The sequence below is a fragment of the Hyphomonas sp. UBA3195 genome (genome assembly GCF_002366485.1).
In the GTDB taxonomy this organism is placed as follows: Bacteria; Pseudomonadota; Alphaproteobacteria; order Caulobacterales; family Hyphomonadaceae; genus Hyphomonas.
The window spans coordinates 14,295-37,985 of record NZ_DEXB01000041.1; the positions used below are offsets into that span (position 1 = coordinate 14,295).

Sequence of the window (23,691 nt, forward strand, 5' to 3'; positions counted from 1 at the left end):
TTAAAGCCCCAATTCCTCTTCCCTCAGCCGTTTCACTTCGTCCCGGAGGCGCGCAGCTTCTTCGAACTCGAGGTTCGCGGCGGCTTCGCGCATTTGTTTTTCCAGGTCCGCGAGGACGGCTTTGAAGTTGTGGCCGGATTCACCTGCAAGTGGCAAGGCTTTTGTCTCGGTGACGCCGCGTGACTTGCCCTTGTCCTTGCCGCGGCCGCGGGCTTTCGGGGCGCTGCCGGGCTTTTCGCCGAGTTCGCCGAGAATGTCGGCGACGGCGCGCTTGATCGTGGTCGGCGTGATGCCGTGTTCGGTATTATAGGCGACCTGTTTCTCGCGGCGGCGGCTGGTCTCTTCCATGGCGCGCTGCATCGAGCCGGTGATCCGGTCTGCATAGAGCACGACGCGGGCGTCGGCATTGCGCGCGGCGCGGCCAATCGTCTGGACCAAACTCGTCTCTGAGCGGAGGAAGCCCTCCTTGTCCGCATCGAGGATGCCGACAAAACCGCATTCGGGTATGTCGAGCCCCTCGCGGAGCAGGTTGATGCCGACCAGCACGTCGAATACGCCGAGGCGCAGGTCACGGATGATCTCGATCCGCTCGATCGTGTCGATGTCGGAATGCATGTAGCGCACGCGCACGCCATTTTCGTTGAGGAAGTCAGTCAGGTCTTCCGCCATCTTCTTGGTCAGCGTGGTGATCAGGCTGCGATAGCCCTTGGCGGCGACGTCCTTGACCTCGGCCATGACATCATCAACCTGGTTGGCGCCATCCTTGGAGACGGGGCGGACCTCGACCGGCGGGTCGATCAGGCCGGTGGGGCGGATGACCTGTTCGGTGAACACACCGCCGGTGCGGTCCAGTTCCCACTTGCCGGGCGTGGCCGAGACGTGGACGGTTTGCGGGCGCATGGCGTCCCATTCCTCGAATTTGAGGGGGCGGTTGTCCATGCAGGAGGGGAGGCGGAAGCCGTATTCGGCCAGCGTGGTCTTGCGGCTGAAGTCGCCTTTGTACATGGCGCCGATCTGGGGCACGGTCTGGTGGCTCTCATCGGTGAAGACGAGGGCATTGTCGGGCAGGTATTCGAACATGGTCGGCGGCGGGTCGCCGGGCTTGCGGCCGGTGAGGTAGCGGGAATAGTTCTCGATGCCGTTGCAGGAGCCGGTGGCGGCGAGCATTTCGAGATCGTACTGGGTGCGCTGCTGGATGCGCTGGGCCTCGAGCAGTTTTCCGTTGGCCTCGAAATGGGCAATCGTGGTCTTCAGCTCCGCCTTGATCTTGTCGATGGCCTGGTTGAGCGTCGGGCGGGGCGTCACATAGTGGCTGTTCGCATAGATCTTGATGGCGGGCAGCTTCTGCATGGTGCGGCCGGTGAGCGGGTCGAACTCGGTGATGCTCTCCAACTCGTCGCCGAAGAAGGAGAGCTTCCAGGCGCGGTCTTCGAAGTGGGCCGGGAAGATGTCGACCACGTCGCCCTTCACGCGGAACGTGCCGCGGGTGAAGGCCATGTCATTGCGGGTATACTGGTTGGCGACGAGCTGTTCGGCGACGCGGCGCGGGTCGATGCGCTGGCCCTCTTCGAGCTTGAACGTCATCGATGTGTAGGTCTCGACCGAGCCGATGCCGTAGATGCACGAGACCGAGGCGACGATGATCACGTCATCGCGCTCGAGGATGGCGCGGGTGGCCGAGTGGCGCATCCGGTCAATGGCCTCGTTGATGGAGGATTCCTTCTCGATGTAGAGATCGGCGCGCGGTACATAGGCTTCGGGCTGGTAGTAATCGTAATAGGACACGAAATACTCCACCGAGTTCTCGGGGAAGAAGGATTTGAACTCGCCATAGAGTTGTGCGGCGAGCGTCTTGTTGGGGGCGAGGATCAGGGCCGGGCGCTGGGTCGCCTCGATGATCTTGGCCATGGTGAAGGTCTTGCCGGTGCCGGTCGCGCCGAGCAGGACCTGGTCGCGCTCGCCCGCGCCGATGCCTTCGACGAGTTCGGGGATCGCGGTGCGCTGGTCGCCCGCGGGCTCATATTCGGAATGCACTTTAAACCGCTTGCCGCCCTCCAGCTTGACCCAGTCGCGGTCAGGCCGGTGGGGCGTCCAGTTGTCGGACGGCAGGGCGCCGGCGGCATCGCGCGCGAAGCCGTCAAGCGAGAACACGCTGGGCGCTTCGGAAACGCCCTTGGAAGGAGGAGGAGGAGCCATACCCCCGATATGGGGCGCGGGCAGGGAGGTGTCTAGGGTGTTCTTGTTTTGTGCGGTGGGGTGGTGGATAGAAGGTCTGTAAGCCGGTTGCGCAACTGGTTGGCGATAGTTCCGGCCTTCAAGCGCGCGGGGGCGGCGGCATCTGTCTGGGCCATAAGTTCCAAAAAGCTCATGGTTTCTTCGATTCTCGAAAATTCCCGCCACGCGAAACAGAGGTCTGCGTACCGCTCCATCGCGTCATAAACAATCTGACGCATCTCACTGCGGCCTAGAACGACGTTCGGAACGCGATTGAATTTTCCCTCGATCTGACGGCGCCAAGCAGGCGCTACGGAGTCGGCAGTGTCAGTGAGTGTGTGGGAGGCAAGAGCAAGCAGAATGAATTGACCGCGCCGTTCGCTGAGATAGTCGATCGCCAGGGAGTGCGCGTAGACGAATTCAGGCAAGTTGCTGATATGCTCAAGAAGCTTCAGTAGGGTGTTTGCTTGGTTCAGAGCGAACCATTTGTTATTGTTCGCTCCGGCCTCAATCAGGTCGTCTAACAGTCGCTCGAATTTCAGTTTTTCGTTTCTTATCGTGTTTTTGGCAGCAGCCCTCCTTTGCGGGTGGCTGGTTGCCCGATATTGAGTGTACAGCTCTCGGAAGTCGCAAGGCTGCCGCCATTGTTCTTCCAGCTGTGAAAGTTGTTCGGCAGGTGGCCCGGCAAGTACCCGATACTCACTTACCATCCATTCGGCACCTGCCTTCAGATCAGGGTCTGGAGAGTTCAGCAGCTCGCTAAGTCGGCGTGGACTGTAAGGAAATGCGGGAAGCTTCAGCTCTTCTCTGGCTTCTCGATGCTTCTCAACGCGCTTTCTGAAGCTGGGCTTGGGAATGTATTTCTTTTCGTTGTGGTCGTATCGTATGCCACGTTCAAAGAATTCCTGTTCCGTGAAGGGATCAAAAGCGTTGATGTGGCCCGCATCGTACAGGCGCTGTTGGGCGCGGCTGCGTTGCCATATGCCAAATGCCTGAAATAGAGCCGCCATGATCACGAGGTCGACCAGAGCGCGTGCGGCGAAGGTCAGGTGCTTGGCGAGTGCGGGGTTGCCGACATTGTCGGATACTGAAATGGGGGTGTTTACTTCGACCTGATAAATTTCCCACCAATCGACAAAAGGTACGGCCTTCGCCAGTTCTGCGCCAAAGAAGCTGATCCACGCGTAGAATTGCTGTGTGGGGGGCATGCTTGCAAGAGATTGCTCCGTATCGAAAGCAAAGCTGAACTGTTCTATCTGGAACAGCGCCAAGGGGACCAAAACAAAGAAGGAAACATAGCCCAATAGGGCTTCATCCTTGAGGTCGTTGTCAAAGCCAATATGAATATCCTGCGATTTTCGGAAGTCTGTCGATTGAAGGCGTGAAGCTGTTTCCCTGTCTGCTTCCACCCATGCCCATCTCCTGCCGAGCGCTATAACGATCAACATTGCAAGGAATATGGGGATGAGACCAAAGGGGCTGCTCAAAACGAAGCCGATGGCGGATAGTGGAAGAATCAGACCGACTACCAATAGGTGAGGCACGGGTGCTCCATGCTGGGTTGCGCCGGACAAGGGGGCTACAAGCCGGACAAGGATCGAATCCAGTCGGCTGACCCATACTTCCGGAGCAAAACTGGCGATGCCGCCCGCTGCGGTGCTCGCCCGTGCTGTGCGATTTTCTTCGTTTTGATTCAGATGACGCGTGAGATGTGGCGCGATTATGAAAACCAGGAATGCGATGATGACTACAAGGTAGATGATGACACCCAGATCCTGATCAATCGAGAAGAACCCGGCGCCAGCGGCCCACGCCAAAAGGAGAATGCCGCCAATGGCTATGAAGCTCGTGATCAACGAGTTGCGAGACACGACATCTGTCCTGAACAAAGGCGATTTGCTTTGCTTGGCTTCTGCTGCAGCCATGCGTGCGATGGCTGTCAAAATTGGAAGGAAAGCCCCCGCGAAAAAGGCGCAATAAATTGCGATATGTAGAAGACTGCGTTCCGCGTCCGAGCCTCGCAATCGTATATGCTCAAGTTCCGAAATCAGGGGGCTGCCAGATACGAAGGCCAGCACGGACAGGGCCAAAAGTGAGAGCAGCAGATAGACGAACAGCTCTTTCAAGCCTTGGGCGATGATTTTTTCATCACTGCGCGTACGTCTTGAGGGGTTCACGGCGAGCGCGGAATGTAGACGGGCCCATATCTGGTGACTCCGGAAAAGTCCCGCCGCCACAGCTCCCACCCATAGGGCGGCCAGCAGGGCATAATTCGGTGTTTGTTGTCGGTCGGCGTCTGATAGCGGCCAAAGAAGCAGGCATATCGCCGTCATCGAGACCACGGCCCCTGTTCGGATGCCATCCGACGCGTCCAGGGACTTAAATCCCATCCATTGCGGGCGCCGAAACCCAAATTCAACTCCGAGAGACATATGTACACCGTCCTCCTCACCCAAGTTGAACTTTACCTTTCGTTAATGCTTGCGCAACCTTGGATCGAGGGTGAAGGTCAAAGAAAATGAATGGGGAAGACAATGACCAATCTGACTGAAGCCCGTATCGCGAACGTCCGTAACCATATGGCGTTGGAGGTGACGCATGATTGGGATGCGGTGATGGCGACGTTCGCGCATCCCCGGTATGAGATGCATGGCGGCGGGCAGGTGTTCGACGGGGAGGCCGCGGTGCGGCGCTATTTCGAACTGTCGCGCACGCCCTTTCCGGATCAGGACAATGAAATCATCTCGATTGCCGTTGATGAGGCAACCAACAAACTTCTGGTCGAGTTCTGGCTGACGGGCACGCATACCGGCCCGCTACAGGTCGGCAAGACCATGATTGAGCCCACCGGGCGCCGTTTCAAGGTGCGCATGGCGGCAACGTTTGAATTCGCGCCGGGCAGTGACCGGATTATCTGCGAACGCCCCTATTATGATCAGGGCGCCGTGCTGCGCGCGCTGGACCTTGTCTGATCGTGGCGGCGCGTCGGCCGAGGAGGCCAGATTGCCCGGACTCTCGTCAGGGTAGGAAAAAAATGAACCAAATGGGGGCTGGGGCATAGTAGGGGCATGACCCAACTCGTTTCCGTTCCGACCCAGGCCGATTCCGCCCCCGCCGAATTGCGGCGCAGCACGCGCGTTCGCCTGCAAACGTCCGGGCGAGTTGTCCTGATGGATTATAGCGAGGCGCGCAGCATTCTCGTGCAGGATTTATCGGTGCACGGGGCCTGTCTGAAAGTCGGCGATTGGGCCGATCTGCCAAACCGTTTCCACTTGCTGCTGCGCCGGACCCCGTCGGAGCCGCATTTCCAGGTCGATTGCACGGTGCGCTGGCGCGTTGGCCCGGCGGTCGGGGTTGAGTTTGATCGTGCGATGGCCGGTTATATTCTGGCCGAACTGATCCGCCAGCCTGCGTTCCGTCACTGAACGCGGCGTCCGCGCCTAATCTTTGGTGTCTGAATCCTGGCTGCGCTCCTTCGAGCGCAGCTGTGCCATCAGCTCCTCAAGTCTCGCAGAGGGTGGCGCTTTCAGACTCTCCTCAAAGGATTTCCTGAGTGCGTCGCGCAATGGATCTGCGCTTGTGTCCTCTTCCGTGTCTTGTGCGCTAGAAATAGACTGTCTCTTTTCCTGCATATCTGCGTCCCCAAACCCGCGCAGCTACTATAATCCGGTTCGAGCTTGTGGGCCCGAACAAAGGACGGTCTCTAGGAAGTTTTCCCCCCCTTGTCGATGCCCGGATCGAGACCGGAATCGCTCATGTCCGAGCGGGCTTCGATTTTATGATTCGTTGATCCGTCACGCTTGCGGATATTGGCGCTCACGACTCGGGGCCAATCGGCGCAGGACGTATCCGATCGGGGCTGGCGCGCCTTCCGCATCGTGTTGTGCGCGCTACAGGGGCATGGATGTGAAGTGGGGCGGGGGATACAATCGGCACGAGAAAACCACCGGGTCTGAGGGAAACTTTCAGGTTTTTCACTTTGTAACAATCTGAAATAAACCGTGTGGATGAGCGCCACGATTTTCGCGAATGTCTCCGTGCCGCATGGCCATGGCGGCCAGCTCGAAGGTGAGGCCGCACCCGCGAGAGCCTGCGCGCGCAACGCACACTTCAGATTTGCGTCAAATTTCACCTTTCGATTCAACCAGACTTCCACCTCGCTGTGTCAGAACGGGGCGTAACGATACGGGACGGATGTGTTCCGCTTTGTATCAAACATCTGGTTTCGGGAGCGGGCGATCCGTCGGTTCCTTGTAGAGAAGGTAGTAATCGCAATGGCCAAGACGGTGCTTGTAATTGATGACGATCCGACCCAGCGCCGCCTGCTTCAGGCTGCGGTCGAGAAGGCTGGATTTGCCTGTCGCACGGCGCCGGATGGCGAGGCGGGACTTGCGCTTGCCTCTGACCCGAAGGATGGCATCGACGTGGTCCTGCTGGACCTGACCATGCCGGGCCTGTCGGGCATGGACACGCTGGAACGCCTGTCGGCCAAGCGCGCTGACCTGCCGGTCATCATGCTGACGGCGACCAGCGGCATTGACACGATCGTTCAGGCCATGCGCCGCGGCGCGGTGGACTTCATCGTGAAGCCCGCCAATCCGGAGCGCGTCGTCGTTTCGATCCGCAACGCCCTGAAATTGCAATCCCTGTCAGGGGAAGTGAAGCGCCTCTCGCGCAAATCCGAAGGCGGCATGAGCTTTGACGACATGATCGCGACCGCGCCGCCGATGCGCCAGGTCGTGCGTCTGGCCGAACGCGCCGCGAGTTCTGATATTCCCGTCCTGATCCTGGGCGAAAGTGGTGTGGGTAAGGAAGTTGTTGCCCGCTGCATTCAGGGCGCATCTGACCGTGCCGGGAAACCATTCGTCACCGTGAACTGTGGTGCGATCCCGGAAAACCTGGTCGAGTCGATCCTGTTCGGTCATGAGAAGGGCGCCTTTACCGGTGCCGTCTCAAAAGCGCTCGGCAAGTTTGTCGAGGCCGATGGCGGCACGCTTTTCCTCGATGAGGTGGGTGAGTTGCCGCTGGATGCACAAGTGAAGCTGCTCCGTGCCCTGCAGGAAGGGGAGGTGGATGCCGTTGGCTCGCGCCGCCCGACCAAGGTGGATGTACGGATCATTTCCGCAACCAACCGCGATCTGTCGCAACAGGTTGCCGAAGGCACATTCCGCGAAGACCTGTTCTATCGCCTCAATGTCTATCCGGTTGACATGCCGTCGCTGCGCGAACGCCGTGATGACATTCCGGCGCTGGTCGACCATTTCGTGAATCGCTTCAATGCCAGCGAAGGCGCGAAAGTGACCGGTGTTGCCGACGAGACGATGAAGATGCTGTACGCCTTTGACTGGCCGGGCAATGTCCGCCAGCTGGAGAATGCTGTCTTCCGCGCTGTGGTTCTGTGCGATGGCGACCAGTTGCGCCCGCAGGATTTCCCTCAGATTTCCGGACAGATGCCGGATGTGAGCAACCTGCCTTCATCGCCCTTCAACAAGGCCCCCGATATCGCCGAGCCCGTTCAGTCCGGCGAGAACGGCCCGGTAGCCATTCAGGACGAGGCGGGCGAGCTGCGCACGCTGAGCGATATCGAGCGCGATATCCTTCAGTATGCCATCGACTTCTATGAAGGCCATATGAGTGAAGTGTCGCGTCGTCTCGGCATTGGCCGCTCGACGCTCTATCGCAAGGTCCGCGAATATGATCTCGATGTGCGCCAGGAGCGCGAAGCGAGCTAGGCCAAGGCCAAAGGGAGATGCCGGCACAGATCGGCGACAAAGCCCCGCCCCACCGGCGGGGCTTTTCTATGAGCGGGCAGGCATCGCATAGGACATGGTGACGTTGCAGCGCTCATAGCGGTGGCCATAGCGGCGCATGATGTCGTCATCATGCCGGAAGCCGTATTTCTCGTAGAGCCGGATGGCCGACGCGCATTTTGAATTGGTCAGCAGGAAGAGATCCTGGATTTCCATCTGGCGGGCGCGCTTCAGAATCTGCCGCATCAGGAAATCTCCCGCCCGGCGACCGCGCGCGGAGGCCAGAACGCCCATCTTGGTCAGTTCCACGCTGCCATCCGCCATGGGCATCAGCGCGCAGGTGCCAATGATGCCGAGTTCCGGATCCTCGACGAACAGGATGGTGCCGCCCTTGTCGATCACCTTGGCACGTGGGTTTTCGATCATGGCGATGTCTTCCGCTTCCAGCCGGAACATCTCCTCGACCCATTCGCGGGAGATGTGGTCGAAATGCGGGGCGAGTTCGTCCGAGAATTCCACGATCTTCAGGCCCGCAGGATTGGCCAGGGTCTCGATCCGCGCCGACAGGGGCTGCTCGGCGAGACGCGATTCCACGAGGCAGATTTCCGCCAGCAAGTCATGGTCTGGGTAGAGACAGAGTTGCTCGGCGGCCTCCTGAACGGCGGGCCAGAAGCTGGCGCGCATTTCGGACACCAGCGCTTCCCCGGCAGGCGTGAGGAAGATTTCCTTCTGGCGATTGTCGCCCTCAATCGGGCGCGTGTCGGTCAGGCCCATCATCTGGAGCGCATTGTGGATGCGCGTGATGGCGGGCTGGCTAACGCCGGTGGCCTCGACGGCCGCGCTCACACTGAGCGGGCCGTTGGCCTCAAGCGCGGCGATCAAGGGAAAGTGCGTCGTCTGGATCGGATAGGCGCGATTGTCGAACACGCTGACAGCTTCTGCCTGCAGCCGGTCGGCAAGACGCTTCAGCCGACTGGCCAGGCCCAGATAGCCAACTTGTGCGAGAATATCCTGGCTCATCACGGGATTCCATAATCAGTTATATAACGCGTTATATGATTAGGCTTGGCCACGGGAACCGTCAAGATGAAATCCCGATTATCAGAGGGGAAGCGGTCTAGTGCCGGGTGGCGGCCTTGACGATTTCACCGATCTTGCGGGCATCGGCCTCGCGTGGGCTGCCGGTGCGCCAGGCGATACCGATCTGGCGGCCGACCACGGGACTGACGAATTCGCGTACGGCGACGTCCGGTCCGATGTTCAGGCCGTTATCTGTGGCGAGTTTGGGCAGGAGCGAGACGCCAAGGCCCCCGGCAATCATGTTGACCAATGTTCCGAGTGAAGTAGCGGCCACCTGATCAGTGCCGTTGCCGGTCTTCATGCGACAGATGGAGAGTGCATGATCGCGCAAGCAGTGCCCGTCTTCGAGCAGGAGGAGGTTCTCGCCCGCCAGGTCTTCTGGCGAGAGGCCGTTCTTCTTGGCCAGCGGGTGTGAAGCGGGCGCGGCAAACAGGAATTCATCATCGAATAGCGGCAGCATCTCGATGCCCGGAACGTCCCAGGGCAGGGCAATCAGGGCGGCGTCCAGAGTGCGCGTGCGCAACTGGTCGATCAGGCGCGGTGTCTTCTCTTCGTGCAGGTAGAGTTTGAGCTGGGGATATTGCTCGCTGAGGGCGCGGACTGCCGCTGGCAGGACGAAGGGCGCGATGGTCGGGATCGCGCCGAGATGAAAGGGGCCCGTGAGCAGAGCGCCGGCGCTCTGAACCGACTGGACCAGGGAATGGGCATCATTGATCAGCGCATTGGCGCGCGAAACCGCCAGCTCTCCGGCATGAGTCAGCTTGGCGCCGCGCGGTTCGCGTTCGGCCAGTTTGACGCCCAGCAAATCCTCCAATTCCTTGATCCCGGCTGACAAGGTGGGCTGCGTCACATAGCACGCCTCGGCGGCCCGAGAGAACGAGCCGGTCTCTCCAAGAGCCACTAGATACTGCAGTTGGCGAAGGGTCGGTATAATCATAGAGACAATCTATACCGGCAATGGGAATTATCAATTTTCCTTTTTGCCGCAACTGCGAGAAAGCACGGCCACCGGGCCCACCGTTCCGGCAGCCTCAACATCTTATCCCAGGAGATCCACTATGCTTGGCATTGGCGAAAAGCTTCCCGAGTTCACAGTCACGGGCGTAAAGCCGAAATTCATGCAGCATGAGCAGAATGGCGAAAGCGCATTCGAGCCCATCACGCAGGATTCCTTTGAGGGTAAATGGAAAGTCATCTTCTTCTACCCGAAAGACTTCACCTTCGTTTGCCCAACTGAAATCGCTGAATTCGCCCGCCTGTCCGGCGACTTCGAAGACCGCGACGCGGTTGTGCTCGGCGGGTCCACCGACAACGAGTTCGTGAAGCTGGCATGGCGCCGCGACCACGCAGACCTCGCAGAGCTGCCGATCTGGCAGTTTGCGGACACCCGCGGTGAGCTGGTTGATGGTCTTGGCGTGCGTGAGCCGTCTGAAGGCGTTGCCTATCGCGCGACATATGTTGTCGACCCGCACAACGTGATTCAGCACGTTTATGTGACCAATCTGAACGTCGGCCGCAGCCCTGCAGACACGCTCCGCGTGCTGGATGCCCTGCAGACCGATGAGCTGTGCCCATGTAATCGTCCGGTTGGCGGAGATATTTTGGAACCAGCTGCCTAGGTTGCGCATAGATAGAGCGCAACGCTGAAACTTCCGGGAAGATGTCTCACTCCCTCCCCCACCCATGAGGCATCTTCCCTTCAGCGTCGCGAAAGGTCCGGCAGGCCTTCCGTCCACCCAGTTCCGGACGTTGGCACTCCCACCCCTCTAGCCTGCAAGGCTTGTCGGACCCATTCGCCCCCACCCCATCAAAACAACGAATTCCGGAAGGATGAGGATTCATGTCTATCGAGTCCCTGAAATCTTCGCTGCCTGACTATGCGAAGGATTTGAAGCTCAATCTCGGCTCGCTGATGAACGAGACCCTGTTGAGCGACCAACAGAAATATGGCTGTTTCCTCGCCTGTGCCCATGCTGTGGGTGAACCCCAGACGCTGACGGCGCTGGAAGCGGAAGCGGACGGAAAGCTGAGCCCCGAAGCGATCAAGGCTGCGAAAGCTGCCAGCGCGATCATGGGCATGAACAATGTCTATTACCGGTCGATCCACCTGATCAGCAATTCGACGTACCAGACCTTGCCAGCCAAGCTGCGCATGAACGTGATCGGTGCGCCGGGAATCGAGAAAGCGGACTTCGAGCTTTATTCCCTTGGTGTGTCCGCCGTGAATGGCTGCGGCATGTGTCTCGATGCGCATGAAGCCGAATTGCGCAAGCACGGCTTGTCGACCGAGCAGATCCAGGCGGGCATCCGCATCGGCGCTGTGGTCAATGCTGTCGCCCGCGTGCTGGCTGCTGAGGCGGTCACGGCCGGCTAGTTGCGCGGCGAATGTTCCAAGACCCAAGGAAAGGCCCCGAAGCATTGCTTCGGGGCTTTTTTTGCGATTCGAAGCATTCGCGAAGTGATACGGGGCCGAAACGAACAGATACTGGGCACTGCCGAAACGAGCTGTGGAAATCAGCAGAAAAAGACATGTTCCGTCCCCCGTGCCTTTCTCGTCACAGCAGGGGAGGGCAGCGGCCTGATTCAGAAAGGAAAATTACCGGCCGCCCATTTCGGCCCATTCGACCGTTCCGGTATGTTGCCGTAATATTTCATCTTTGTTCCGGTAGTTTACGGATGTGGATATTTCGATTCATCCACAGTGCCCATTGAGGCCCATACTGTCCCATGATACTCCACGTTAAGACATGGTTTACCCATGCGGGGTTTAGGCAGACAAAGTCAGGGTTGGCGGGTGTTCGTTTCCACCTATGAAAGCGCTATTGATGCAAAAGGTCGGGTTTCCATACCCGCTTCCTTTCGCGCTGCGCTGGGCGGTGGAAACCGGATTTTCCTCTGGTCGGCGCTCGACGGATCCGGTTGTCTGGAAGGCGGCGGTGAGGCCCTGATGGCAATGTATCGGGCGACGCTGACCCGGCTCGCCCCGCACTCCCCCGCCCGCAAGGCCCTGGTCACGCGCATCATCGCGGGCTCTGCCGACCTGAAGATGGACGATACCGGCCGCATCAAACTGTCTGACGAGTTGATGAAGGCGGCAAACCTGACCGATCGCGTCAAATTCGCGGGCAATATGGACAGTTTCCAGATATGGAACCCGGATCGCCATGCTGAACATTTCGACGCCATGGCCGCCGAGGCTGCGAAAGAAGACACACTGGAAGCGCTCGGGCATGCCTATTCCGAAGTGCTGCACCAGCAGGCCTCGGGGAATGCCGCCCTGAAGCTCGTGGATGGGGGCGACAGCTGATGACACAGGACGCGCCCCTCGCTCCCGACCCTGGCCACAAACCGGTCATGCTGGATGAAGTGCTGGAATGGCTCGCCCCCAGGGATGGGGAGATCATTGTTGACGGCACGTTTGGCGGCGGCGGTTATAGCCGCGCCATTCTTGGGTCTTCCAAATGCACCCTGATTGGCATTGATCGCGATGTGGATGCCATTGAGCGCGCCCGGAAGATGGCGGAAAAGACGGAACGCCTCGTACCCTTGCTCGGTCGCTTCGGCGAAATGGACGACATCGTCCGTGCGGCGGGATATGAACATGTTGACGGCGTTGTGCTCGACATCGGTGTTTCCAGTTTCCAGATTGACCAGGCTGCGCGCGGTTTTTCCTTCATGAAGCATGGTCCACTGGACATGCGCATGGGCGATACAGGCCCAACGGCGGCGGATGTGGTCAATATGATGAGTGAGCGCGACCTCGCGAACATCATCTTCCGTCTTGGCGAAGAGCGCCAGGCACGCCGGATTGCCCGGGCGATTGTGCTGCACCGTGATGACACGCCGTTCGAGACAACCACCGAACTGGCCGATGCGGTTGAAAAGGCCGTGGGCGGGCGCAAGGGCGCGCGTATTCACCCGGCGACGCTGACGTTTCAGGCCATCCGCATGTATGTGAATGATGAGCTGGGAGAGTTGGCCCGTGCGCTGCACGCTGTCGAACGCCTGCTGCGTCCGGGCGGCCGTCTCGTGATCGTGGCCTTCCACTCGCTGGAAGACCGTATGGTGAAACAGTGGTTGAAGAACCGTGCCGGCAAGATGGGCGGCGGATCGCGTCATTTGCCGGTTGCGCAGAAAGGCCCCGACTCCACGTTCGAGCTGGCTGTTTCCAAGGCGGTTCTGCCGTCTGATAACGAAGTTGAAGGCAATCCGCGCGCACGCTCCGCCAAGTTGCGGGCCGCAATCCGTACCAGCGCACCCGCCATCGAAGAAGAGGCCAGCGACGGCATGAATCTGCCGCCCCTGTCAGACCTGGAGGATGCCCTATGAGCCGCCGCGCATTTCTGTTTGGATTGGTCGTTGTCGGCCTGCTGATTGTCAGCCTCTATCGTGCCAAATATGGCGCCAAGGACACCGCGGCTGAGCTGATGGCGGTTGAGGCGCAGATCGAGGAGGCGCGCCAGGAAAAGGCGCTGCTGGAAACCGAGCTGTCGCACATGAGCCGCCGCGAATGGATTGAGGAATATGCCCGCACCGAACTGGGTATGGCACCGCCCAAGCCGGAGCAGATGGCTTCCGAGGGGGATCTGGATGCACTGGTTGGCAAGCCCAACAGCCTGAGCGTCCCGGCGCCTGCATCCACCGAGAACGGGGAGGTGCCCGAGTGAGCGAAGCCTCCCGGAACCGGACACGGCTTGCTGGCCTCGCGGTCAGTGCGCTGTTTGTCGTTCTGGCTGGCAAGGCCGGCTACCTGTCCCTTGCGGGCGGGGCGGCACCTGCGCATGCGGCAGGTCAGAAGGCCGAGCGTATCGTGCGGGCCGATATTGTTGATCGCAATGGCGAACTGCTCGCCACATCCGTCTCCGCCTACTCGCTTGTCGCCAATCCGAAACTGATCTGGGATGGCGGCGAAGTGTCCGAAGCGCTCGCGACGGTCCTGCCGGATCTCGACGTGGCGGAGATGACCCGGCGCCTGTCAGATCAGACCCGTGAGTTTGTCTGGGTAGAGCGCGGCCTGACCCCACGCCAGCGCAAGGCCGTGTTTGACCTGGGCCTTGAAGGGTTGCGTTTCGAGGAAGAGAGCCGCCGGGCCTATCCACGCGGCACCTTGGCCGGACATTTGCTGGGCTACACGAATGTGGATGGCCTCGGCGCAGGCGGCATTGAGTATAGCCAGAATGAACGTCTGGCCGCCGGTGGAGAGCCGGTCCGCCTGACCATCGATAATGGCGTGCAGGCAGCGGTCGAGGCTGAGCTGTCAATCGCCGCTGCCGAGCATGAAGCTGAAGGTGGCGCCGCGATCCTGCTGGATGCGCAAACCGGCGAAGTGCGCGCCATGGCCAGCTGGCCGCCATTTGACCCGAACCGGTCAGTCGATATTCCGATGTCGGATCCGTCCCGCCTCAATCGTGCGACCGGGGCGGTCTACGAACTCGGATCCATCTTCAAGCCCTTCACGGTCGCCGCTGCGCTCGAAGCCGGCGTAGTGCACCCGACCGAATTATTTGATGTGCGCCGCCCGCTGGAAATTCGCGGTTTCCGGATTGAGGATGATCACCCATTCCATGGCGATGCCGACATCACACACATCATTTCCCAGAGCTCCAATATCGGCACGGTCCGGATCAACGAGAAGCTGGGGCCGCGGCGCCAGCAGGATTTCCTGACCCGCGCCGGTCTGATGGAGCGGGTGAAGATCGAACTGGCGGGCAGTTCAGCGCCAATCCTGCCCGAGCGGTTTGACGATCTCTATTCTGCTACCGTGTCCTATGGGCATGGCATTGCTGTATCGCCCATGTCTTTCCTGGCTGCCTTTTCGACCTTTGCGAATGGGGGTGAGCGGGTTCAGCCGACCCTGATCATGAACAATCGGGATCGCCCTGCGCCTGTAAGAGTGATGTCTGCTCTGACGGCTGAAATGGTGAACGTGATGATGCGCGAAGCGGTCGTCACCGGCACCGGCAAGAATGCCGAAGTTGCCGGGTATCGCGTTGCGGGAAAAACCGGCACGGCGGAGAAGCCGATCCTTGGCGGGTATGATGATGACCACAATGTCACGAGCTTTGCGGCTGTCTTTCCCTATGATCGCCCCCAATATGCCCTGATCGTGACCCTCGATGATCCGAAGGCCGGATCAGGGGCCGGCGCCACGGCGGCCTACAATGCGGCTCCGGCGGCGGGACGAATGATAGAACGTGTCGCGCCGCTTCTGGGTCTTGCGCCACGGTTCGAGGATATTCGCCCGGCGGGCGCAGCCCTCCGCTCCGGCCAGGAGAAGAGGAGTTCCTTGTGACCAAACTGAAAGACCTGTTCCCGCTCGTCGAGCAGGGAGACATCGAAATCAAAGGCATGACGGCTGACAGCCGTCGGGTAGCGCCGGGCTATCTGTTCGCGGCGCTGAAAGGCACCGTATCGGATGGTCGGGACTATATTCCGCAGGCAATCGAAAAAGGCGCTGCGGCGATCCTGTCCGAAGGCGGCGTTGCGGTAGATGGTGCTACGCATGTGATCGCGGATGAGCCGCGCCGCGCGCTGGCCCTCGCCGCGAAGCGCTTCCATGTCGCGCAGCCGAAAACGATCGCTGCCGTGACAGGTACGAATGGCAAATCCTCGACGGTGGATTTCTGTCGCCAGATCTGGGCGAATGCAAACCTGTCGGCTGCCTCGATGGGCACGCTTGGTGCCATTGGCCCGAAGGGCAAGATTGATGTCGGCCATACGACACCTGATCCGGTTACCATTCACGAGACCCTCCACGAACTGGCCGGGCAAGGGGTCACCCATTGTGCGATGGAGGCGTCCAGCCACGGCCTTGAGCAACATCGCCTTGATGGTGTGGACTTGTCGGCTGTTGCTTTCCTGAACTTTACCCAGGACCATCTCGACTATCACGCCACGATGGAAGAATACCTCGACGCCAAACTGCGCCTGTTCCGCGACTTTGGCGGACAGGGCATGCCAGCCATCGTGAACGCCGACAGCGACCATCGCGAGGTCTTCGAGAAGGCCGCAACCGATCATGGCCTGCAGGTCGTGTCCTTCGGCTGGCGCGGCGAGCATCTCTGGATCGACGAAATCATGCCGCGCGCGACCGGGCAGGTGCTCAACCTGTTCTGGCGCGATGTCGAATTGAAGCCTTTCGAACTGCCGCTGATCGGCGAGTTCCAGGCGTTGAATGCGCTGGCGGCGGCGGCGATCTGCTTGTCGCTGGGCATGGACGTCGACGCGGTGATGGACGGCCTGTCCAAGCTGAAGCCCGTTAAGGGGCGACTCGAACTGGTCGGCAAGACCGAGGCAGGCGCGGGCGTGTTTGTCGATTATGCCCACACGCCGGACGGGCTCGACGTGTTGCTCCGCGCCGTTCGTCCGCATACAGCCGGCCGACTGAAAGTCATCTTTGGGTGCGGCGGTGACCGCGATGCCAAGAAGCGCCCGCTGATGGGCGAGATCGCAACGCGTCAGGCCGACGATGTGATCGTGACCGACGACAACCCGCGCTCTGAAGACCCGGACATGATCCGGCATGCCATTCTCGAAACCGCGCCGAATGCGCGCGAGATTGGCGATCGCGGAGAGGCCATCCGGACGATTATCGCCGAACTGAAAAAAGGCGACACGCTGGTGATCGCTGGCAAGGGCCACGAGACCGGCCAGATCATTGGCGCGGATATCATCCCGTTCTCAGATCAGGACACGGCGCTGGATGCGCTGAAAGGCGGCGCCGGATGAACGCGCCGCTCTGGATCTCTTCCGATATCGCGCTCATTACGGGTGGCAGGGCGACGGATCCGTTCTCTGTGACGGGTTCAGTGTCGATCGACACACGCAGCCTGAAGCCGGGCGACCTGTTCGTGGCGCTGACGGACCAGCGCGATGGGCATGATTTTGTCGAGGCGGCCTTTGCTGCGGGCGCGGCGGGCGCACTCGTGTCGCGTCAGGTCGGGCTGGGACCTCAGCTCGTTGCGGATGATGTGCAGGAAGCGCTGGAGCAGATGGGTGTGGCCGCGCGGGTCCGCTGTGGCGCGCATCGCACGGCCGTGACCGGTTCAGCCGGCAAGACCAGCGTCAAGGAAATGCTGGCACAGATCTATCGCGCCTTCGGTCCGGCGCACTGGAATGTGAAGAGTTTCAACAATCATTGGGGTGTGCCGCTGACTCTGGCGCGCATGCCGGAAGACACCACGCGCGCCGTTTTCGAGATTGGCATGTCGACTCCTGGCGAGATCGCGCCGCGCAGCCAGATGGTTCGTCCGCATACCGGCATCGTGACCTGTGTTGCGGGGGCGCATCTTGAAGGGCTCGGCTCTCTCAGCGCAGTTGCGCATGAGAAGGCAGATATCTTTACCGGCATGGAGGCCGGTGGGACATTTATCCTGCCTGCCGATGACGAATTCTTTGACTATCTTGCCGGACGCGCGCGGCGCTTCTGCCCGACCGGAAATCTCGAGAGTTTTGGCCGGAGCGCCAATGCGACGGCGCGTATTGTCGGATATGAGACAGACGGCAATGAAAGCCGGATCCAGCTCGACATTGTCGGCAAGCCGGTGCTTGTCACGATCAATGCGGTTGGTGAGCATTGGGCCATGAATGCGGCAGCGGCGGTTCTGGCCGCCAGCCAGTCCGGTCTGTCGGTCGAGGACTGCGCCGAGGCACTTTCCGGTTACACGCCACCTCCCGGTCGGGGGGCAGCCGAACAGCTCACCCTGCCACAGGGTGGACACATTACGCTGATCGATGATGCCTACAATGCAAACCCGGCGAGCATGAAGGCCTCATTGGCTGCGCTGTCCCGTCGGGGCAGTGGACGTCGGCTGATTGCGCTCGGCGAAATGCTCGAAATTGGCGAAACGTCGGATGCTGAACATGCCGCGCTTGCGGATCCGGTGGCGGATACTGGGCCAGCTGCCATTTTCCTGGCAGGCGACAAAATGACTCATCTTTCGGACGCACTTCCGCCTCAGTTGGAGCAGACCTGGACTCGCAATTGGGAAGAGCTGTGGAATCCTCTGCAAAATGCGCTCCGAGATGGAGATGTGCTCTTGATCAAGGGGTCGAATGCGTCCGGGATGGCGAAACTAGCTGACCGAATTCGCCAATGGAGCGACTCGGCAATGGGTAAGATGGAACGCGGGGCAGAAGGCGCCGCAGAGGTTGGGTGATGCTATACGAATGGCTGGCCGCAGACAGCGGTATATTTAACGTTCTGAACTATATCACATTCCGGTCCGGCGCGGCCGTGGTGACGGCGTTCCTTGTGACCGTCCTGTTCGGAGACGCAATCATCAACTTCCTCCGTGCCCGGCAGGGTAAGGGCCAGCCGATCCGCGACTTGTCGCTGGAAGCGCAGCTGTCGAAGCAGGGCACGCCGACAATGGGCGGTTTCCTGATCTGGCTGGGCCTGGTGGTCGGCGTCTTGCTCTGGGGCAACCTGACCAACCCTTATATCTGGGCCACACTGTTCGTGACACTGTCTTACGCCGTTCTTGGCTTCCTGGATGATCTTGCCAAGGTTTCCAAGCAGAGCGCGGATGGCGTTCCGGCGAGCGTGCGCCTGCTCGCGGGCTTTGGCATAGCGGCGATTGCCTGTGCGTTCATCATGGGCCTGCACGGCGCGCACACGCCAGCGGGTCATGCCGAATGGGGCCCGCTGAACGGATTGGCTGAGAGCATTGCCAGCCTGGCACCTGAAACAAGCGTCGAGCCTGCCGACCCGGCTTTTTCCGGCGGCGTGGCTGTGCCCTTCGTAAATGACTATTTCTTCCCGCTTGGCGGCTTCTTCATCCTGTTTGGCATGATCGTGGTTGTCGGCAGCGCGAATGCGGTGAACTTCACCGACGGTCTGGATGGCCTCGCCATTGTGCCGATGAGTTTCGCGGCTGCCTCCTATGCCCTGATTGCTTACCTGACAGGTAACTTCGTCTTCGCCGACTATCTCGGCATCCAGTTCACGCCGGGCACCGGCGAGCTGACCGTGTTGCTCGCCTCCATGATCGGCGCGGGCATGGGCTTCCTCTGGTATAATGCCTATCCGGCCAAGGTCTTCATGGGCGACACCGGATCGCTCGGACTTGGAGGAATGCTGGGTGTCGTTGCGGTGGCGGCCAAGCACGAATTTGCGCTGGTTATCATTGGCGGTCTGTTCGTGATGGAAGCGGTGTCTGTGATGATACAGGTCGGCTGGTTCAAGGTCACCCGCAAGCTGACGGGGGAAGGCAAGCGCATCTTCCTCATGGCGCCGCTGCACCACCACTTCCAGAAGAAAAACTGGCCAGAAACGCGCGTTGTGGCGCGCTTCTGGATCCTGTCCGTCCTGTTCGCCCTCGCGGGCCTCGCAACGTTGAAGCTGAGGTAAGCCGAGACCCATGATTCCGATTACTGAATATGCTGGAAGAGATGTTGCTGTGTTCGGCCTTGGCCGGACAGGCCTCTCGGCTGCCAAGGCCCTCAAGGCCGGGGGCGCGCGTGTTCATGCGTGGGATGACAATGAAGAGACCCGCGCAAAGGCGGAGGCCGCCGGCCTGACCCTGTCAGACATCAACAAGCGCGACTGGCAGACCTTTGCCGCGCTCGTCCTTTCCCCCGGCGTGCCATACAAATTCCCGCAGCCGCACCGGATTGTGCGGATGGCGGAAATGACCAATGTGCCGGTCGTCGGCGACATGGAATTATTCGCCCGCGCTGTGCAGGCCCTGCCAGAGCGTGGCCGTCCGAAGATCGTGGCCATCACCGGCACGAACGGGAAGTCGACCACAACCGCGTTGATCGGGCATATCCTGAAACATGCGGGCCGTGATGCGCGCATCGGGGGCAATATCGGCACAGGCGTGCTGGACCTTGCCCCACTGCACGCCAACGCAACCTATGTTCTGGAGCTCTCTTCCTACCAGCTGGACCTGGTGAAGAGCCTGCATTGCGATGTCGCCGTGCTGCTCAACATCACGCCGGATCATCTGGACCGCCATGGCGGCATGGACGGGTACCAGGCTGCGAAAATGCGCATCTTCCAGAACCAGACCGAGAAAGATGTTGCGATCATTGGCTTTGACGATGTGATCACCCAGTCCATCGCCATCGGCCTGTCGGCAAATGGACCAGCGCGTGTTGTCCAGGCTTCATCCACCTATGCGCTCGGCCGGGGCGTCAGCGCCGTGGACGGACGACTCTATGACAGCAATAGCGGTCAGGCGCAGTTCGTCGGTAACCTCTCCGACTGCATGGCGCTGCCGGGCCGTCACAACCACCAGAATGCCGCGGCAGCCTATGCCGCCTGCCGGGCGCTGGGCCTCGACCCACAGACCATCATGGATGGTATTCGCACCTTCCCGGGTCTTGCCCACCGACTCGAAATGGTTGGCGAGATTGATGGCGTGAAATTCGTCAATGACTCCAAGGCGACCAATGCCGAAGCCGCCGAACAGGCGTTGAAAGCCTACAAGAAAGCATACTGGATTGCAGGCGGTGTTTCGAAGGCTGAGGGCATCCAGCCATTGGCGCCGCTGTTCCCGAACATCACGAAGGCCTATCTGATCGGGGACTCCGAAGAAACCTTCGCCGCAACGCTGAAGGGCAAGGTGGCCCTGCAAACATGCGGCACGCTCGAAAATGCAGTTCAGGCTGCATTTCGTGATGCAAAAGTGGTCGGAGACGAAAATCCGGTCATTCTTCTTTCACCTGCCTGTGCAAGTTTCGACCAGTTCCGCGACTTTGAACATCGCGGAGATGTGTTCCGGAGCATCGTCCAGTCAATGATGCCGCAGGAGTTGAAGGAGTTGGCTTGACCTACGTAGCATCCTCCCCATTGCTCGCACGCTCGGACATGTCCTGGCTGACCGAGTGGCGGCGGACGCTCGATTGGGGGCTCTTCGGCGGTGCGTTTTTCCTGATTGCCATTGGCCTGCTCATGTCGCTTGCGGCGGGGCCGACTGCGGCGGCGCGGATTGGCTATTCGGATGAATACTTCTTTGTGTTCCGTCAGGTCTGCTTTGCCGGTTTGGGCGCGACCATCATGGTGGTGGTCAGCATGCTGGACCGGACCTGGGCGCGGCGGTTTGCAACGCTGGTCTTTATCGTCAGCCTTGCCCTGATGTTCTTCATTCTCGTTTGGGGACACGAGGCCAAGGGCGCGCAGCGCTGGTTGCGGTTTGCCGGGTTTTCCCTGCAGCCGAGCGAGATGGTAAAGCCTGCCTTGATTGTCCTGAGCGGTTGGTTGCTGGCGCAGCGAGAGCTGTATCCGACCGGACCTTGGGCGATCATTGCCTTCCTGTTCTATGCGGTCACGCTCGGCCTGTTATTGCTGCAACCGGATGTCGGCCAGTCGGTGTTGCTGAGTGCGGCCTTCGTCGTGACGTTCTATGTCAGTGGCCTGCCGTGGAGATGGGCGGCAGGGTTCGCGGTTGGCGGGGTCAGCTTGTCGGCGTCGCTTTATGCCTTGCTGCCGCATGTTCGCTACCGGGTGAACAGCTTCATCAATCCAGACTCTGCCGATACGTACCAGATTGACCGCGCCGCCGAAGCCATCGGCCGGGGGGGATTGTTTGGTGTTGGACCGGGGGAGGGGCAAGTTAAGATCCATCTGCCGGACGCGCACACTGATTTCATCTATGCGGTCATGGTCGAGGAGTTTGGCCTGATCGCGGCGCTGATGCTGATGGCGGTTTTCGTATTGCTGATCCTGCGGGGCTTCCGTGCCAGTTCACGTGTGGAAGATGGCTATGCGCGCGCTGCGGCTGCCGGACTCTTCACGCTATTCGGCCTTCAGGCTGCCATAAACATTGCCGTAAATCTGGCCCTTATCCCGCCAAAGGGCATGACACTGCCATTTGTGTCCTATGGTGGCTCGTCCATGATCGGGACGGGATTGACACTGGGCCTTGCGCTGGCACTTGTGCGCGGACAAGGTACGCGCACAAGGGGCCGGTATGGCTGAAGACAGAGACAAGCTTGTCGTCATCGCAGCAGGTGGCACAGGGGGGCACATGTTCCCCGCCAGAGCCTTTGCCGACGAGATGATTGCAAGAGGCTGGAAGGTTGGCCTGATCTCTGACAAGCGCGGCGCAAAATATGCCAAGGAATTTCCAGCCGACTGGCTGGAACAGATTCAGGCCTCTTCCCCCAATCTCCGCAAGCCATGGACTCTGCCGGCGACGGCCATGAAGATCAATGCGGGCATATCCCGTGCGAAAACCCTGATCCGTGAAACCCGGCCCAGCCTGATCGCAGGCTTTGGTGGCTATCCGGCCTTCCCGGCACTGGCTGCGGCGCGCCGCATGAAGGTGCCGATCATCATCCATGAGCAGAACGCTGTTCTCGGGCGGGTCAACCGACGTTTTGCCCGGCAGGCCAAACTGGTCGCCAGTGGGTTCGAGCGGCTTGACAGGCTACCCTCCTGGAGCGCGCATCTGGCCGTCGGCAATCCGGTGCGTGAGGCCATACTGGCGCGGCGGGAGGATCCCTATCCCTCCACGGACGATATGCTGACCATCCTGATTACGGGCGGAAGTCAGGGGTCCAAGATCATCGGTGAAACGATCCCGACGGCGATTGTTGATTTCGTGCCGCCCCCGCTGCAGGCGCGGCTTCGCATCATCCAGCAGGTGCGTCAGGAACAGTATGCCTTTGTCGATAACATGTATCGGCGTGTGAAGATTGAAGCCGAGTTGTCGCCGTTCTTCTCGGACATGCCGCAGAAGCTGTCACAGGCGCATCTCGTCATCGCGCGATCCGGCGCCGGCACAGTATCGGAGATTGCCGCGGTCGGTCGGCCGTCCATCCTGATTCCGCTGGCGATTGCCATGGATGATCATCAGGCCGCCAATGCCGAGGCCCTGACGGAGATTGGCGCCGCCGACATGGTGCTGGAGAGCAATCTCTATCCGCAATTGCTGGGCGCGCTGATAACGGCCCGTCTGCAGGATGCCGACGATCTGCGCGCACGGGCAGCCGCAGCCAAGGCGTCTGCCAAGGTCAACGCCGCCAAAGAGCTGGCAGACATGGCCGAGCGGGTGGCGGAGCTTTAGGCAACACGGGGCGCGCAAGCGTGCGTCTTGTGCAATTCGGCTTCACGCAGCCATTCCCATCCGAAGGCTTCATCCGTGTCGCCATCTTGCTGGCGGCGGGTCAGTCGTTCCAGTGCTTCGTCCAGTGTCGGCTCGTGGCCCTCTGGCACCCACCACATGACGAAATGCATCTCGCGCATCATCTCGAACCATTCAGCGCGGCGTTCGTAGAATTTCCGGTGGATCGTGCCCCAGACAAAGGTTTCGAGGCTTTGTACGTCTTCCCAGACGGTCAGATTGGCAACGAATTGCGGATCGCCATCGATCTTGGCTTCCGTATTGCCCTGGCCGGGCTCACCCGATCCTTCCATCATCCAGACGAAACCGGGCATGGATTTGCCGATCCCGTTGATGAATTCGAGATTGTCCATGAAATCTTTCACGCGCGGATCATCCGTCGGCGCGACGAGGTGGCCGACATTGAGCTGGGCCAGATGCATTTTCATGAGTGCGGTTCCCCTCGCTACGAAGCACCCGAATTGTGCCTCATTACAGTCATTTTGGGATCGCACGATGCCCATTCAAGAAAAACGCCTCGGATTTCATGAATGCGTCATGCGCAAGCAGTCCTTGCTTCGCGCTCCCGCGTCACG

At 60.2% G+C, this 23,691-nt stretch carries 20 protein-coding genes; 15 read left to right on the plus strand and 5 right to left on the minus strand.

Translation table 11 applies throughout. The features are described from left to right. The gene (gene uvrB / locus B2344_RS12495) at positions 1–2,196 is read right to left on the minus strand and encodes an excinuclease ABC subunit UvrB (protein ID WP_290485328.1); all 2,196 of its coding nucleotides are present in this window, start codon (positions 2,194–2,196) and stop codon (positions 1–3) included. Between the two features lie 32 nt (positions 2,197–2,228). After that, positions 2,229–4,547: a hypothetical protein gene (locus B2344_RS12500; protein WP_290485329.1), complete on the minus strand. Its 2,319-nt coding sequence runs from the start codon at positions 4,545–4,547 to the stop codon at positions 2,229–2,231. Positions 4,548–4,748: 201 nt separating this feature from the next. Here B2344_RS12500 and B2344_RS12505 point away from each other — a divergent pair, with 201 nt between their 5' ends. From B2344_RS12505 to B2344_RS12515, 3 genes are all read left to right on the plus strand, one after another. Beyond that, the gene (locus B2344_RS12505; protein WP_290483530.1) at positions 4,749–5,186 is read left to right on the plus strand and encodes an ester cyclase; all 438 of its coding nucleotides are present in this window, start codon (positions 4,749–4,751) and stop codon (positions 5,184–5,186) included. 96 nt (positions 5,187–5,282) lie between these two features. Then, positions 5,283–5,639, plus strand: coding sequence for a PilZ domain-containing protein (locus tag B2344_RS12510; RefSeq protein ID WP_206992145.1), 357 nt, complete (start codon positions 5,283–5,285; stop codon positions 5,637–5,639). Positions 5,640–6,488: 849 nt separating this feature from the next. Next, complete coding sequence (locus B2344_RS12515; RefSeq protein ID WP_206992146.1) at positions 6,489–7,946, plus strand: sigma-54-dependent transcriptional regulator; 1,458 nt, start codon at positions 6,489–6,491, stop codon at positions 7,944–7,946. A gap of 66 nt (positions 7,947–8,012) precedes the next feature. Here B2344_RS12515 and B2344_RS12520 read toward each other — a convergent pair whose 3' ends face one another. Both B2344_RS12520 and B2344_RS12525 read right to left on the minus strand, forming a co-directional pair. Beyond that, a complete protein-coding gene (locus B2344_RS12520; protein ID WP_290485330.1) occupies positions 8,013–8,984 on the minus strand; it encodes a bifunctional helix-turn-helix transcriptional regulator/GNAT family N-acetyltransferase in 972 nt (323 codons plus the stop codon). A 97-nt stretch (positions 8,985–9,081) separates the two neighbouring features. Next, positions 9,082–9,981, minus strand: a complete 900-nt coding sequence (locus B2344_RS12525) for a hydrogen peroxide-inducible genes activator (protein WP_034816385.1) — start codon at positions 9,979–9,981, stop codon at positions 9,082–9,084. Between the two features lie 121 nt (positions 9,982–10,102). Here B2344_RS12525 and B2344_RS12530 point away from each other — a divergent pair, with 121 nt between their 5' ends. The 12 genes from B2344_RS12530 to murG all read left to right on the plus strand — a co-directional run bounded on the left by B2344_RS12530 (position 10,103) and on the right by murG (position 23,059). Continuing rightward, positions 10,103–10,663, plus strand: coding sequence for a peroxiredoxin (locus B2344_RS12530; RefSeq protein WP_034816389.1), 561 nt, complete (start codon positions 10,103–10,105; stop codon positions 10,661–10,663). Between the two features lie 221 nt (positions 10,664–10,884). Beyond that, positions 10,885–11,418 carry a carboxymuconolactone decarboxylase family protein gene (locus B2344_RS12535; RefSeq protein ID WP_206992148.1) on the plus strand — a complete coding sequence of 178 codons (534 nt, stop codon included), beginning with the start codon at positions 10,885–10,887 and terminating at the stop codon, positions 11,416–11,418. Positions 11,419–11,838: 420 nt separating this feature from the next. Then, positions 11,839–12,351: a division/cell wall cluster transcriptional repressor MraZ gene (locus B2344_RS12540; protein ID WP_290480488.1), complete on the plus strand. Its 513-nt coding sequence runs from the start codon at positions 11,839–11,841 to the stop codon at positions 12,349–12,351. Continuing rightward, complete coding sequence (gene rsmH, locus B2344_RS12545; RefSeq protein ID WP_206992150.1) at positions 12,351–13,373, plus strand: 16S rRNA (cytosine(1402)-N(4))-methyltransferase RsmH; 1,023 nt, start codon at positions 12,351–12,353, stop codon at positions 13,371–13,373. The genes B2344_RS12540 and rsmH overlap by 1 nt, the downstream gene beginning before the upstream one ends. Continuing rightward, the gene (gene ftsL, locus B2344_RS12550; protein WP_206992151.1) at positions 13,370–13,711 is read left to right on the plus strand and encodes a cell division protein FtsL; all 342 of its coding nucleotides are present in this window, start codon (positions 13,370–13,372) and stop codon (positions 13,709–13,711) included. The genes rsmH and ftsL overlap by 4 nt, the downstream gene beginning before the upstream one ends. Continuing rightward, on the plus strand, positions 13,708–15,336 hold the full coding sequence (locus B2344_RS12555) for a peptidoglycan D,D-transpeptidase FtsI family protein (RefSeq protein ID WP_206992152.1): 1,629 nt from the start codon (positions 13,708–13,710) through the stop codon (positions 15,334–15,336). Before ftsL ends, B2344_RS12555 begins: the two co-directional genes overlap by 4 nt. After that, on the plus strand, positions 15,333–16,772 hold the full coding sequence (locus tag B2344_RS12560; RefSeq protein ID WP_290485331.1) for a UDP-N-acetylmuramoyl-L-alanyl-D-glutamate--2,6-diaminopimelate ligase: 1,440 nt from the start codon (positions 15,333–15,335) through the stop codon (positions 16,770–16,772). Before B2344_RS12555 ends, B2344_RS12560 begins: the two co-directional genes overlap by 4 nt. Further along, the gene (locus tag B2344_RS12565) at positions 16,769–18,202 is read left to right on the plus strand and encodes a UDP-N-acetylmuramoyl-tripeptide--D-alanyl-D-alanine ligase (RefSeq protein ID WP_290485332.1); all 1,434 of its coding nucleotides are present in this window, start codon (positions 16,769–16,771) and stop codon (positions 18,200–18,202) included. The genes B2344_RS12560 and B2344_RS12565 overlap by 4 nt, the downstream gene beginning before the upstream one ends. Further along, a complete protein-coding gene (gene mraY / locus B2344_RS12570; RefSeq protein WP_290485333.1) occupies positions 18,202–19,395 on the plus strand; it encodes a phospho-N-acetylmuramoyl-pentapeptide-transferase in 1,194 nt (397 codons plus the stop codon). The genes B2344_RS12565 and mraY overlap by 1 nt, the downstream gene beginning before the upstream one ends. A gap of 10 nt (positions 19,396–19,405) precedes the next feature. Further along, the gene (gene murD, locus B2344_RS12575) at positions 19,406–20,821 is read left to right on the plus strand and encodes a UDP-N-acetylmuramoyl-L-alanine--D-glutamate ligase (RefSeq protein ID WP_206992155.1); all 1,416 of its coding nucleotides are present in this window, start codon (positions 19,406–19,408) and stop codon (positions 20,819–20,821) included. A 38-nt stretch (positions 20,822–20,859) separates the two neighbouring features. Beyond that, the gene (locus tag B2344_RS12580; protein ID WP_206993152.1) at positions 20,860–21,969 is read left to right on the plus strand and encodes an FtsW/RodA/SpoVE family cell cycle protein; all 1,110 of its coding nucleotides are present in this window, start codon (positions 20,860–20,862) and stop codon (positions 21,967–21,969) included. Then, positions 21,962–23,059 (plus strand): undecaprenyldiphospho-muramoylpentapeptide beta-N-acetylglucosaminyltransferase, encoded by a 1,098-nt coding sequence (gene murG, locus B2344_RS12585; protein ID WP_206992156.1) that lies wholly within the window; start codon positions 21,962–21,964, stop codon positions 23,057–23,059. The genes B2344_RS12580 and murG overlap by 8 nt, the downstream gene beginning before the upstream one ends. Here the strand turns inward: murG and B2344_RS12590 are convergent. Then, entirely contained in the window at positions 23,056–23,544 is a 489-nt protein-coding gene (locus B2344_RS12590; RefSeq protein WP_290483538.1) for a DUF3291 domain-containing protein, read from the minus strand. The genes murG and B2344_RS12590 overlap by 4 nt on opposite strands. Between the last annotated feature and the right edge of the window lie 147 nt (positions 23,545–23,691).